This is a genomic window from Bacillus sp. FSL E2-8900, assembly GCF_037966225.1.
Taxonomy (GTDB): Bacteria; Bacillota; Bacilli; order Bacillales; family Bacillaceae_G; genus Bacillus_A; species Bacillus_A cereus.
Genome location: NZ_CP150193.1, coordinates 412507 through 425842 on the forward strand (window position 1 = coordinate 412507; position 13336 = coordinate 425842).

Genomic DNA, 13336 nt, shown 5'->3' on the forward strand with positions numbered 1-13336 from the left:
AACTACCTCCGAAATTCATTAGTTAAGATATATTCGAATAGTTTAATTTGAATGAAAATTAAATAAATACCCGAAGAAATCCTTGTTATTTATACATTTTTTATTATATAACACAAAAAAAGTAACATTCACGTACTTTTTGAAATTATTTCGAAAAAGCAATGCGTTAAAAATTTGTATTTATATCTCTAAATAAGTAGACATTTTGATTTATATGTTGTAATCTTTGAAAGAGAATAAATTAATTCTCATAGAACTCCCATATCGTTCAACTCGTTCAGCGAGAAAGGCAAACTGATGGAAACATGAGGACGCAAAACTACAGGAGCTAAGGTCGAAAGGCTACGCTAGCCAGTTACCGGACGGATAGGGTTGGTCTTGGCCAATGCTTTTACATTGGCTTTTTTTTATTCTCGAACATATTGAGAAACATTTTCAAACAAAATATCCATATATTTTGTTTTTTTGTTTGTGTTGATTAAGGAAGGTGGATATTAATGAAAAAATATTGGCATAAGTTATCGTTCCTTCAAAAGAACGTCTTATTAACCGTATTAGTTATTTTGACACTTGTTGGAAGTATGGGTGCATTAAGTTTCAATATGTTTCAAAATAGTATGATGTCTTTATTTGAAAGGCAGTCTATTGAAACAGGAGAAATAGTATTGAAAAAACTGGATGTAGAATTAGTTAGAGACATGGCGAAAGATCCTACAGCCGAAAAAGTGAAAAAAGAAAAGTTAACAGAGAAATTAGATGAAGTATCAAAAGAATTGAAAAGCGTTGGACAAACGTATGTTACAGGAGCAAAGCCGAATGAAAAGCGAGAATTACAACTCGTTGGTTTGACTACAGAGTTAACAAAAGCGTTCCCTATAAAGCCGGGAGATTATTATGAACAACCCGCTCATTGGATGAAGGCATACGATAAAGTCATTGATACGAAAAAGGCCCAAATGACAGAAGTATATGAAGATGAAATAGGTTCGTGGGTGACAATATTAGAACCAATTACAGATGGAGAAAATAATATTGTTGCAATTATTGCGGCTGACTTAGATGCTTCCATTGTTCCTATTACAAAAGAGAAGTTTATGATACAGGGCTTACTCTTTATCATTATTTCATTAGCGATTGCGACTATTACTCAATTCTTTATCGTGCGTCACTCGTTAGCGCCATTAAAAGATTTACGAGAAGGGTTACGTAAAATTGGTGAAGGTGACTTGAGTATTAAATTAAAAGAAAGACCAGATGATATTGGAATTATTAATGTTTATTTCAATAACACGATTGAAAAGTTTAAAGGGATTATAGATAAAGTAAGGCAAACTGCTGAGCAAGTTTCTTCTTCTTCACAAGAATTGTCGGCGAGTACAGAGGAAAACAGCATGGCAGTTCAAGAGATTGCAAGTTCTATTGAAGGTTTAAGAGTGGGGGCACAGTCTCAAAAAACTTCAGTACAACAATGTTTAGGGATTGTACATGGAATGGAAGATAAGGTAGAAGAGATAACTGGGGCTGCGAAACAAGTTGCGGTTGCTTCTGAAGGTATGGAGCAACATTCAATTGAAGGTAATGAAGTGATTGGACAAATTATTAATCAAATGAGTTTAATTCAAAATGCAGTACAAGATTTATCTTCCATCATTTATTCGTTAGAAACAAGGTCAAAAGAAATTAGTGATATCGTAACTGTAATTACAGGTATTTCAAATCAAACAAATTTATTAGCTTTAAATGCTTCTATTGAGGCTTCACGTGCTGGAGCAGCGGGGAGAGGGTTTGCAGTTGTTGCTGATGAAGTACGAAAATTAGCAGAACAAACGGAAGCGTCTGCTAAAGATATAGCGAAATTAATTGGTGAAACACAAGCTGAGACAGAAGATGCTGTAGTTTCAATGCAAAAAGGTTCAAAAGAAGTAGAAACTGGAATTTCACTTGTTCAAAGTAGTGGGAATTTCTTTGAAAAAATCTCCAAATCAGCGCAATCTGTTACAGATCAAGTAAAAGCTGTTTCGGGTAATTCGAGTGACATTTTACAAAATAGCCAGAATATCGTTCAAGTCGTAAATGAATTATCACATATTGCAAACACTTATGCCAACAGCAGTAGTAATGTTGAAGAAAGCATGAAAGAGCAAGAAATATCAGTACAAGATATTGCAGAATTAGCGACTTCTTTAAGTTGGCTTTCTCAGGAATTACAAGAGCTTATTGGTGAGTTTAAAAGCGAATAAGGAGAAAGTTCAATTCTAATCAAGGGGGATCCCCCCTTGATTAGAATTGAACGAATCTGCCCGTTAATAAGGGATGAAAAAGGTGTGAATTTTCACACCTTTATTATATTTAAGAGAGGAATTTACATAAATATGAAATTAGCAATTTCTTATAATAAGATGGTAAAAGAATTTTTAGGAAAAGTAGAAGGGAGTATTAAAATACCTAAAGATGTGCAAGGAACAGAACTTGGGGTAAAAAGGAAAACGGAACTGTTTCCAAATTTGACTCACATTGTAGATTTAATAGGAGCGACTGCAACGTGGTTATATCATATTTCTAAAGAAAAACATATTGTCGTGCTTTATCATGTAAGAGGAAGTTTATTTCCGATTATTATTGAAGTTTCTAATTTTCTCTCCTATGAAAGTTTGAATTTACAGATTGAAGAGCAACTGGAGCAAATTAAAGAAATGAATGAGGAAGAAATAGAAGAGTTTCAAAACGGTAATACATTATATGAAATGTCACCTATTATTATTGGCGAAACATATTATGAGCTACAAGACACGAATACATTACAATTTGTATTTAGTAAAAATATGCAAAGTGTAGAAATAATATTTAATAGTGTTAATTGGAAAGAGACAACAATTACTCGTTATGCACAACAAATACAAGGTGTTTTAATTAATAAATCACAAAATAAGAATAATCATATAAATGATTTTAATATTATTACAGAGGCCGAGATGGCACTTTATAGTCAAGTGAATGATACGACAGCAGTATATCCTGAGAAAAGTATCGTCGATATGTTCTATAATACTGTTACTCAATTTCCAAATCGTATAGCTTTATCTTCAAGGGAAGGTACTTTAACTTATGAGGAGCTAAATAAAAAAAGTAATCAAATAGCTCATATGTTAATTAAAAACGGCGTCCAATTAGGAGACTATGTTGGAATATTTATGAAACGTAGCATAGACACAGTAGTAAGTATGGTAGCTATATTAAAAGCTGGTGCAGCGTATGTTCCGATTGATCCAGATTATCCGGAAAGTAGAATACAGTACATTATTCAAGATAGCCAAGCGAAAGTTATATTGATGAAAGAGACGCCTATAACATGTGATGGGGTTCAAACAGTTTCAATGTATGATAGTGAAACTTATGAAGATACAGATGTAAAGTTGTCTATTCATTGTGATGATGTAGCTTATATGATTTATACATCTGGTTCAACAGGGAATCCAAAGGGAACGATGTTAGCACATAGAGGCGTTGTTAATCTGTATACTTGGATGAAAAAGCAATATGAATTGACAGAAGAGGATGTATTTGCCCAATTTCCTTCCTTTAGTTTCGATGCTTCTGTATGGGAGTCATTTGCTTCTTTATTCTGTGGAGGAAACTTATATGTACTATTAGAGGAAGAGCGATTGTCTGTAGAAGCATTTGCAAATGCAATCTATAAAGTGAAAGCAACTTCGATCTTGGCATTAGCAACAATTTTTGTTCGACAAGTAGCAACTTATTTAGCAGAAGAAGATATATATAAGCTAGCTTCCCTAAAAAGAATTGCGATTGGCGGTGAAATGTTGCCTGTAGAGGTTATTAAATTGTGGAGAGAAAGAATAGGTACAAATGTTGAAATTCATAATGTATACGGACCGACAGAATGTACTGTAGTGACGACAACCTATAAAATACCTAGTCAGTTAAATGAGGATGTTGCGAGTATTCCCATTGGTAAACCATGTGCTAATTATCAAGTTATGATTTTGGATGAGAATATGAATCTTTGTCCAATTGGTGTACCTGGTGAATTATATATAGATTCAGTGGGATTAGCAAAAGGGTATTTTAATAAGCCTAATAAAACAATTGAAGCTTTTATTCCGAACCCGTTTAATCCTATAGTTAATATATATAAAACAGGTGATATCGTTAAGTTGCTAGAGGATGGAAATATAGAGTTTTTACATCGGAAAGATGATCAAGTAAAAATTAGAGGACATCGTATTGAACTAGGCGAAATCCAAAGTAAAATTTCTCAAAATCATAATATAAAAGAAAATGCTGTTTTTGCTAAGAAGAGTAAGGAAGGTAGCCAATATTTAATCGCGTTCTATACAACTTTAAATAAAAAAGAAATACCAGAATTAGTTTATCAGTTACAAGAGCAATTACCAGATTATATGGTGCCATCTAAACTAATTTATATTAATGAATTACCACTTACACCTAATAAAAAGATTGATGTTAAGAAGTTAGCTCAGTTAGAAGAAAAGTATGAACCGGTTCGTCTACAAGAATATGTTGCACCTTCTAATAAAGCAGAAAAACAAATAGCGAACGCCTGGGCGGAAGTATTAGGAATTTCAAAAGTTGGAGTGCATGATGATTTCTTTACAATTGGTGGACATTCATTAAAAGTATTACGAGTCTTAACATTGTTAAAAGAAGATTTCTCACATTTAACAATTCAAGATTTCTTTAAAGAAAGAACGATATATGGATTAGCTCGAATTGAGCGAGAAGTAAAAGTAGAGAAAGAAGAAGTATTTCGTGAATATAAAGTGATTCACGAACCAGATACTATCACGTATGCAAACGTTTTGGAAGAAAACCAGATTTCAAATGTCTTTTTAACAGGAGCTACTGGTTATTTAGGATCACACATATTATATGAATTGTTGAGAGATACATCTGCTACTATTTATTGTTTAGTAAGACCAACTAAAGATGTGCAGCAAAGAATTATAGATACATTAACAGGCTACTTTAATGATGTATGTGAAGAATGGTTACAGCGTATACAGGCCGTAGCTGGTGATCTGGGAGAAGAGTATCTTGGGATGAGCGAAGAAGAATTTATGTTCATCAGTTCTAAGATGGATACGATAATTCATTGCGGTGCAGATGTAAGACATTTTGGAGATGTAAAACAATTTGAAAATATAAATGTCCAAGGAACTAGCCGTATGCTAACATTAGCGGAGAAAGGTGCTACATTCCATTTTATTTCTACAATTGGTATCCCGTTAGAATTAGCGGTAGATCAATGGGATACATACATGAAAACTGGTGATTTTAATTACAGTGTAGACTTAGAGAATGTATATTCAAATAGTAAACTACAAGCGGAAAACATTGTTCGTGAAGCAATGAAAAATGGTTTGCGTGGAAATATTTATCGTGCAGGTAATTTAGCATGTCATTCAGAAACAGGTTCGTTCCAACAAAATATTGAAGGAAACGCATTTTATCGTCTTATTAAAACAATGCTATTAATTGGGAAAGCACCAAATGTGAAGTGGAAAGTTGATTTCACACCAATTGATTTTGCTAGTAAATCAATTGTATCGTATTTGCAAGATTCGCAAATTATAGGAGAGACGTTACATATTTGTCATCCACATCAAATTGAGTTTGAACAATTTATACAGCTAATTGGAGAGTGTGGATACAATCTTGAAATGGTTCCACTTTCAGAATATGTAAATACCGGACTTGCATTAGCGAAGGGAAATGAAGTAATAGCAGAGTTAATTGCTTCTCAAGTTGCAGGAGATGGAGCGCAGCAATCTGAAATTGTAATGGGTACGCGTAGAACGAATAAATGGATTAAGAAAAAAGAATTGATAGTACCAGCAATTAATAAAGAATTTATTCAGCAGTTATTAGCTCATGGTGAAAAAGTTGGTTATTTTCCAAAAATAATGAAATGATTATGCATGCTTTTGTTTGTTCAATAAAATAAATCATGCTACAATGAAAACGAATTAAGGACCGGGGAGCCAATTGGCTGAGAGGATGTAAGTAAACATCGACCCTCAACCTGATCTGGATAATGCCAGCGTAGGGAGTTACTTAAAGTGATGTAGCATATGTTATTCTGTAATAACTTGCATACAAGGCTTTCCTACGCAGTAGGAAAGCCTTTTCTTATTTTTGAAATTTATTTTTATAAGGGGGATTTTATTATGTCACAACAAGTTACAATGTCATTTTCAGTAGTACCACAAGCAAAAACGAAAGATGTATATTCTGTTGTCGATAAAGCAATTGAAGTTGTGCAACAATCGGGAGTTCGTTATGAAGTAGGGGCAATGGAAACAACTTTGGAAGGAGAATTAGATGTACTTCTTGATGTCGTTAAACGTGCGCAACAAGCTTGCGTCGATGCTGGAGCAGAAGAAGTGATTACTTCTATTAAAATCCATTATCGTCCAAGCACTGGTGTAACGATAGATGAAAAGGTTTGGAAGTACCGTGATGAATATGCAAAACCAGAAGCAATCTAAACTTATTACAACTATTTGGCTTATCCTTCTCATTGCGATATGGGAAGGATCTGTTTCATTATTTAAAATCGAACCGTGGATTTTACCAAAGCCTTCTGCCATTGTTCAAGAATTAATTGGGATGAAAGATTTACTATTACCAAATACGATGCAAACACTGCAGGAAGTTATAATTGGACTATTCTTTGCAATTTTATTGGGGACGAGCATCGCAATTATTATGGACGTTATACCGTTATTTCGTATTTTAATAAATCCATTGCTCGTTATTTCGCAAACAATTCCAATTGTTGTACTTGCACCGCTATTTATTATTTGGTTTGGATATGGGATGTTGCCGAAAGTAATGGTCGTAATACTTGTTTGTTTCTTCCCAATTGCGCTTAGTATTTTAGAAGGTTTTCAAACAGTAGATAAAAACATGCTGAAACTGTTACAAACAATGAAGGCGACAAAATGGCAAGTTTACCAGAAAGTAAAATTTCCAGCAGTGCTTCCATACTTTTTCTCAGGTTTAAAAATTGCAGTTACATATAGCGTAATGGGGGCAATTATCGGAGAATGGCTCGGTGCAAGTGAAGGATTAGGCGTTATGCTTACGAGGGCTACAAAGTCCTTTTTGACTGCCCGAGTATTTGGTGTTGCAGCAATCATCGTTATGGTGACATTATGCCTGTATTTTATCGTAGAGTTTATGGCAAGAATAACAGCACCATGGATATATAGAAAGGACGGCAGAAAATGAAAAAAGGTTTGAAAGTTATGTTAGCTGCCTTAGTAGCGGTAGGTGTGGCTGGATGTAATCCGGCGAAGAAAGAAGAAAGTGCAAGTAAAGATCAAAAAGTAAAAGTGGTATTAGATTGGTTTCCAAATACGAATCATACTGGCTTGTATGTAGCGCAAACGAAAGATTATTACAAAAAGCAAGGATTAGATGTAGAAATTATTCAACCAGGTGACAATGTAACAGCAGAGCAAATGATAGCATCAGGAAAAGCAGACTTCGCAATAAGCGCACAAGAAAATGTAACGTTAGCTCGTGTGGAAGGAATTCCTGTTGTATCTGTAGGAGCGATTATTCAGCATAACACTTCAGCGTTTGCATCGCTTAAGAAAGATAATATGACGTCACCGAAAGATTTTGAAGGTAAACGTTACGGCGGCTGGGGAGGACCAGCAGAAGAAGCGACATTAAAGACGATTATGGATAAACATCAAGCTGATTTTAATAAAGTTGAAAAAATCATCTTAGGACAAACAGATTTCTTTAAATCAATCGGTCGTGATGCAGATTTCGAATGGATTTATTACGGTTGGGATGGTATTGAAGCGAAGCGCCAAGGAAAAGAGTTAAATACGATTATGGTGAAGGACTTAGATCCAGCGCTTGATTTCTATAGTCCTGTTATTATTACGAGTGAAAAACATACGAAGCAAGATAAAGACTTTGTGAAAAAGTTTATGAGTGCAACGACAGAAGGTTATAATTTTGCAATTAAGGAACCGAAAGAAGCTGCTGATATTTTAATTAAAGCTGTTCCAGATGTAAATAAAGATTTAGTTCAAGAAAGCCAAAAATGGTTAAGTACGAAGTATCAAGATGATGCTAAAGCATGGGGAGTACAGAAGGAAGAAATTTGGACGAATTACATGAATTTCTTATATGACAACAAAGTTATTAAAAAGAAAATCGATGTAAAAGATGCTTTTACAAATGAATTCCTTCCAAGTGAAAAATGAGCGGATTAAAAATAAAAAATATAGTGAAATCTTTCGACGGAAAGAATGTATTAGAGAATATTAGTGCCTCTATACAAGAGGGAGAATTTGTTTCCTTTGTAGGACCGAGTGGTTGCGGGAAAAGCACATTATTAAACATGATTGCAAATGTTGAAAAACCAACAAGAGGGAACGTAACGTATAACGATAAGCAAGTACAAGAGCAAGATGTTGTTAGTTATATGCCACAACAAGATTTATTACTACCGTGGCGATCAGCTTTGCAAAATATCGTTCTTCCGTTAGAAATTGAAGGAAAGCCGAAAAAACAAAGGCTGACAGAAGGAATGGAAGCATTAAAGCAGTTCGAACTAGATGAATATGCAGACCATTATCCAGATGAATTATCTGGTGGTATGCGTCAAAGAATTAGTTTTCTGCGCACATATTTATGTGAAAAGCCAATTATGCTGCTTGATGAGCCTTTTGGTAAATTAGATGCATTTACAAAAATGGAAGTACATAGCTGGCTTTTAAACTCTTGGCATCAAGAAAAGCAAACAATCGTTATGGTGACACATGACTTAGATGAGGCAATCTTGCTTTCAGATCGCGTATTTATTTTATCTCAAAGACCAGCGTCAATAGTTGGCGAGGTACAAGTGAAATTACCTAGGCCGAGAACGATGGATATGTTAACATCACTCGAATTAAAAAAGGATAAAGAAGAGATTTTAAGTGTGTTAGCTCCTTATATGAAAAAATAGAAAAAGCTGATGTTTTAATTTTAGACGAACGGACTAATCATTTGGATGTAGAAACTAAGATGGCTTTACAGGAAGCGTTACAACAATACAAAGGAACGGTTTTAATTGTCTCACATGAACCTTCTTTCTATGAATCGTAGATAACAAAATTATGAAATATAGAAGAATGGAATACTCAACAATATGAATAAAGAAAAGGCATTAGCTTTTATGAGCTAATGCCTTTTCTTTGTGATTAACATGATTTTCGAGAACTCTTACATGAGAATTGTATGAAGAAGCACTCTTATGGTGCGCTTATAAGCGTGCTTTTTCTTTTGTTATATTTATAATACGAAAGCCTTTCCCTAACAGGTGACTATCCTTCTTTATATATATAGATAGTTCAAAGTGGAATAAAAATAATTCCTTTATGTAAAGGATAATATGGATATTATAGGAAGACAATAGAAATTAAAGGGAATTCATGTAAAATTCAAATGAACTTCATATAAACTTCATATTAGAAATTAAATATAATTATAGTAGGTCATTGTGATATTTCTGATTTTTCATAAAATTGAAAGTTTGAATTTAGGAGGTATTGCTCAAACCTAAATTCAAACTTTATTGAAGTAATTAATGGATATTACGTCTAGTTTTCGCTAATGACGGCATTTAAAAGTTCGGCAGGATTACCTGTTCCTGCACCGCCAATTGTAATAGATCCACCAGGAGGAATTTCACCATTCCATCCTGCGTTTGTAATTACATAATGATTATTTGTTTTACTACTAATTTTAGAATCCCAAACTTGTGTTAAATTGCCGCTATAATCAAATTCTAATTTCCAATTTTTAATAGGAGTCGTTCCATTATTTTTGATTATAATCGAGAAGTTATAACCGCTGCCCCAATTCGAAGTGACTGAAAATGTAGCAGTACCATTTCCATCAGGAGGTGTCGTATTAGCTTCATCCGTTTTGACAGTAAGAGCGGTAGGTTGTGATTTATTTCCAGCTGCATCTTTGGCAATTACCGAAAATTTGTATTCCGTATTAGGTTTTAAGTTTTTAATTGTAATGCTATTTGTTGTTGTACTCCATTTCTCTTCTCCAGCAGTAATTTCATATTCCGTAACTCCTACGTTATCAGTAGATACAGTCCAGTTTAATTGAACTGAGTTTGAGTTTTTATTCGTAACTACAATGTTTTTAACATTCGTTGGTGGCTCAGTATCTTTTTGACTAATAGGTCCACCAAGTAATTCTTTTACTAGCGTATCAAGTAATTTTGGACCACTGCAACTATATTTTGGACTTGTACGGCAATCTCCGCTTAGTTCCCAAAACATTGCTCCACTTAAACCTTTCGTCTTTATATAGTCTGTTTTGTATTTCATAGATTCATTGTCATCGTAGCTAATAAATGTGCCTGTAGTTGCATTATATAAGTAAGGTACTTTAGCTGTGTCATTCCAGTAGCGTACAAAACCATTTTTATTAACGTAATTGGCTGCTAAATCACCGTAATCATACACACCTGTGTCACCGGTAGAGTAATCATCCCAAGTACCTTTAGAAGCAAGTTTCCCATCACTACCTGGTTTGCAAGGTTGATATTGTCCGTTATTTTCTTTGCCACAACTTTTCCAGCCACGTCCGTAAAAGGGTACGCCTAATACTAGTTTATCGACTGGAACACCTTCATTTGTATAAACATTTATAGCACCATCTACGTAAAAATTCGTATTTGCTGCTGGGTCATTTGGATCCTTATATAGAGCTGCATTATGATTAGAAGTAGCTTCCCATCCGCCGTGGAAATCATATGTCATAATATTAATCCAATCGAGTATTTGAGAAATTTTCTTTAGTTCTGTATGATCAGCGTAGCGTTGACTTGCACCTGAAGCGATTGTTAGTAAATATTGTTTGCCATCTTCAGCACCTGCTTTATTCAAAGCATTTCGGACGTCTTGAAGAAGGAGAGTGAAATTTTGTTTATCTTCAGGACGATAACTACCACCAGGAATCGTTTCAACGCCCGGATATTCCCAGTCTAAATCTACGCCATCAAACCCATATGCGCGAAGAAAAGCTACTGTAGATTCAGCAAATACTTTTCTTGTTTTTTCATCAGCGGCCATATCAGAAAAGCGGTTAGACCAAGTCCAGCCACCAACGGAAATAATTGTTTTTAAGTGAGGATATTTAGCTTTTAATCGTTTTAGTTCCCCGAAATTTCCGCAACGGGCATATTTATCGCAATCTTCCCAAGTTGTCCCTGAGCCAGGATACGATTTGGTAACATCAGCCCATGGTTCACCGAGTACGAGAGTACCATTAGGAACCTCTTTATTTTGCAATGGTACACCAGATTCTTTACAGTTCCACGTTTGTTTATTTGGATTATCAGGATGAGTAGAAGGGTTTCCATGTTTTCCGTTCCAACAAATATCCGCGAAAGCATAGTTAAGGTGAGTAAGTTTTGATGCATCAATGTTAGCAACTTGATAATTACGTCCGTAAACGCCCCACGAAGGAAAGTATCCAACAATTTTTTGACTTTGCTTTGGTGAATCTGCTAATGCGAGATTTGGATTAATAAAATTTGTGAGAAAAAGAGGTAAGAAAAGTAGTAGGGATAGTAATAACAGTGTGAATTTTTGAGACCTCATAGCCATTTCTCCTTTCAAAATAAAAGATATATTTAAAGGCATACGCCAATAAATCAAAATGAATCTAGACGTATAAAACGTCTAGATAAAATGATCAGACATCACGAAGTCTATACAAGGGAGCTGGGGGTGATTAAATCGTAACAAATGTAAGATTTAGTGTAAACGCTTTATTAAATTGAAAAAGACTTTCTCAATACAAAAAGGCTTGAATACAAACTGTATATGAAAACGAAAGATCAGTATGGGAGGAAAAAGCTCATTATAAATAAATTTGAGAAAAAATTGTATGGAGCCAATTATTAAAGGCATAGAAAGATAAGGAAATATCATGTAAAATAATAGTAAAAATATGTAAAGGAGGGAATAGTGTGGATGTGTTTTTGAACATTGCTGAAGAAAAAATTCGACAAGCAATACGGAATGGTGATCTTGATTATCTTCCGGGAAAAGGAAAACCACTACAATTAGAAGATCTTTCAATGGTACCTCCAGAACTTAGAATGAGTTATAAAATTTTAAAAAATGCGGGAATGATTCCACCAGAAATGGAACTACAAAAAGATATATTAAAAATAGAGGATCTAATTGCTTGCTGTTATGATGAAGAAGAGAGAAAGAAATTACGAGAAGAGTTAACAGCAAAAACGCTTCGTTTTCAGCAGGTAATGGAAAAGAGAAAGATTAAAGATAGTTCAGCTTTTCGTATGTATCAAGACAAAGTATTTCGTAAATTACGCTAAGAGGGATAAGATGACTACATTTAAAACGATAGAAGAATTAGCGAACTATATCGAAGAACAACAATTGGTACTTCTGTTTATTAAAACGGAAAATTGTGGTGTTTGTGATGTTATGCTAAGAAAAGTAAATTGCGTATTAGAGAATTATGATTACGTAGAGAAAATAGAGATATTACTACAAGACATGCAAGAGATTGCGGGGCGATATGGAGTATTTACAGGGCCAACAATTTTATTATTTCATAATGGAAAAGAAATTCTTCGTGAATCACGCTTCATTTCACTTGAAAATCTAGAGAGAATCATTCAATTATTCGAGGAATAGGGGAGGCTTTTATATGGGATTTATTATTGTCATACTATTATTTGTTGTAGTTGGAATAATCGTAACAGCAGTTCGATCGAACAAAAAGAAGGTGAACTTGGCGAAACAAAATAACATACATAATTCATCTAACAGCTCATCACCATTATTTTTCTTTGCTGGATCGGATAATGATAGCTCGCATGATGGCGGTTCACATGATTGTGGAGGGTCTTTTGGGGGAGATAGCGGGGGAAGCTGCGGTGGCGGTGGTGATTGATGAAAATGCGCCTTATATAGGCGTATTTCTTTTTAAACAAACGTTTGATTAGTTGGCTTACATATGCATAAACACAGTTAAACAAACGTTTGATTAATATTTTTAACATACTAAGGGGAATGGAAATGAAAAGGGAACCGAAAGTGAAAAATAAGGGGAAAATAGTGTTATTTTTATTAGCTGCGGGAGGCGTGTTTTTTGTTAAATTAGCATTTAAGTTTGGAACCATACATATGATTCGAACTTGGTTTGAAAGTACGTTTTCTTAAATAAGGAATATAGCCTCTTGCGATAGAGGTTTTTGATTTGTTATTATTAAACTGAACGGTCGGTT

11 protein-coding genes and 2 riboswitches are annotated in these 13336 nt (G+C 34.3%); of the genes, 10 read left to right on the forward strand and 1 reads right to left on the reverse strand.

The annotated features are described in order from the left end of the window. Positions 1-278: 278 nt before the first annotated feature. A riboswitch (cyclic di-GMP riboswitch) is annotated at positions 279-363 on the forward strand. Between the two features lie 134 nt (positions 364-497). From NST90_RS02140 to NST90_RS02165, 6 genes are all read left to right on the forward strand, one after another. Beyond that, positions 498-2240: a methyl-accepting chemotaxis protein gene (locus tag NST90_RS02140; protein ID WP_000761077.1), complete on the forward strand. Its 1743-nt coding sequence runs from the start codon at positions 498-500 to the stop codon at positions 2238-2240. Between the two features lie 132 nt (positions 2241-2372). After that, positions 2373-5954 (forward strand): non-ribosomal peptide synthetase, encoded by a 3582-nt coding sequence (locus NST90_RS02145; RefSeq protein ID WP_283748314.1) that lies wholly within the window; start codon positions 2373-2375, stop codon positions 5952-5954. A gap of 52 nt (positions 5955-6006) precedes the next feature. After that, positions 6007-6108, forward strand: a riboswitch (TPP riboswitch). Between the two features lie 101 nt (positions 6109-6209). Further along, positions 6210-6530: an MTH1187 family thiamine-binding protein gene (locus NST90_RS02150; RefSeq protein ID WP_000082906.1), complete on the forward strand. Its 321-nt coding sequence runs from the start codon at positions 6210-6212 to the stop codon at positions 6528-6530. Then, positions 6502-7275 carry an ABC transporter permease gene (locus NST90_RS02155; RefSeq protein WP_001057166.1) on the forward strand — a complete coding sequence of 258 codons (774 nt, stop codon included), beginning with the start codon at positions 6502-6504 and terminating at the stop codon, positions 7273-7275. Before NST90_RS02150 ends, NST90_RS02155 begins: the two co-directional genes overlap by 29 nt. Beyond that, positions 7272-8270, forward strand: a complete 999-nt coding sequence (locus tag NST90_RS02160) for an ABC transporter substrate-binding protein (protein WP_000715573.1) — start codon at positions 7272-7274, stop codon at positions 8268-8270. Before NST90_RS02155 ends, NST90_RS02160 begins: the two co-directional genes overlap by 4 nt. Next, entirely contained in the window at positions 8267-9016 is a 750-nt protein-coding gene (locus NST90_RS02165; RefSeq protein ID WP_065224798.1) for an ABC transporter ATP-binding protein, read from the forward strand. Before NST90_RS02160 ends, NST90_RS02165 begins: the two co-directional genes overlap by 4 nt. 634 nt (positions 9017-9650) lie before the next feature. Here NST90_RS02165 and NST90_RS02170 read toward each other — a convergent pair. Beyond that, positions 9651-11675, reverse strand: coding sequence for a glycosyl hydrolase family 18 protein (locus NST90_RS02170; RefSeq protein ID WP_061113718.1), 2025 nt, complete (start codon positions 11673-11675; stop codon positions 9651-9653). 371 nt (positions 11676-12046) lie between these two features. Here NST90_RS02170 and NST90_RS02175 point away from each other — a divergent pair, with 371 nt between their 5' ends. The 4 genes from NST90_RS02175 to NST90_RS02190 all read left to right on the forward strand — a co-directional run bounded on the left by NST90_RS02175 (position 12047) and on the right by NST90_RS02190 (position 13271). After that, on the forward strand, positions 12047-12418 hold the full coding sequence (locus NST90_RS02175; RefSeq protein ID WP_000382375.1) for a DUF1992 domain-containing protein: 372 nt from the start codon (positions 12047-12049) through the stop codon (positions 12416-12418). 10 nt (positions 12419-12428) lie between these two features. Beyond that, positions 12429-12743 carry a thioredoxin family protein gene (locus NST90_RS02180; protein WP_000206514.1) on the forward strand — a complete coding sequence of 105 codons (315 nt, stop codon included), beginning with the start codon at positions 12429-12431 and terminating at the stop codon, positions 12741-12743. A 13-nt stretch (positions 12744-12756) separates the two neighbouring features. Further along, positions 12757-13002, forward strand: coding sequence for a hypothetical protein (locus NST90_RS02185; protein WP_000505774.1), 246 nt, complete (start codon positions 12757-12759; stop codon positions 13000-13002). 125 nt (positions 13003-13127) lie between these two features. Beyond that, a complete protein-coding gene (locus NST90_RS02190) occupies positions 13128-13271 on the forward strand; it encodes a hypothetical protein (RefSeq protein ID WP_000817973.1) in 144 nt (47 codons plus the stop codon). Positions 13272-13336: the final 65 nt, after the last annotated feature.

Excerpts from the sequence above, each read along its gene's own strand:
- NST90_RS02165 (WP_065224798.1), top strand. The coding sequence starts at position 8,267 with ATGAGCGGATTAAAAATAAAAAATATAGTGAAATCTTTCGACGGAAAG.
- NST90_RS02180 (WP_000206514.1), top strand. The coding sequence starts at position 12,429 with ATGACTACATTTAAAACGATAGAAGAATTAGCGAACTATATCGAAGAA.
- NST90_RS02185 (WP_000505774.1), top strand. The coding sequence starts at position 12,757 with ATGGGATTTATTATTGTCATACTATTATTTGTTGTAGTTGGAATAATC.
- NST90_RS02140 (WP_000761077.1), top strand. The coding sequence starts at position 498 with ATGAAAAAATATTGGCATAAGTTATCGTTCCTTCAAAAGAACGTCTTA.
- NST90_RS02160 (WP_000715573.1), top strand. The coding sequence starts at position 7,272 with ATGAAAAAAGGTTTGAAAGTTATGTTAGCTGCCTTAGTAGCGGTAGGT.
- NST90_RS02190 (WP_000817973.1), top strand. The coding sequence starts at position 13,128 with ATGAAAAGGGAACCGAAAGTGAAAAATAAGGGGAAAATAGTGTTATTT.
- NST90_RS02155 (WP_001057166.1), top strand. The coding sequence starts at position 6,502 with ATGAATATGCAAAACCAGAAGCAATCTAAACTTATTACAACTATTTGG.
- NST90_RS02145 (WP_283748314.1), top strand. The coding sequence starts at position 2,373 with ATGAAATTAGCAATTTCTTATAATAAGATGGTAAAAGAATTTTTAGGA.
- NST90_RS02150 (WP_000082906.1), top strand. The coding sequence starts at position 6,210 with ATGTCACAACAAGTTACAATGTCATTTTCAGTAGTACCACAAGCAAAA.
- NST90_RS02170 (WP_061113718.1), bottom strand. The coding sequence starts at position 11,675 with ATGAGGTCTCAAAAATTCACACTGTTATTACTATCCCTACTACTTTTC.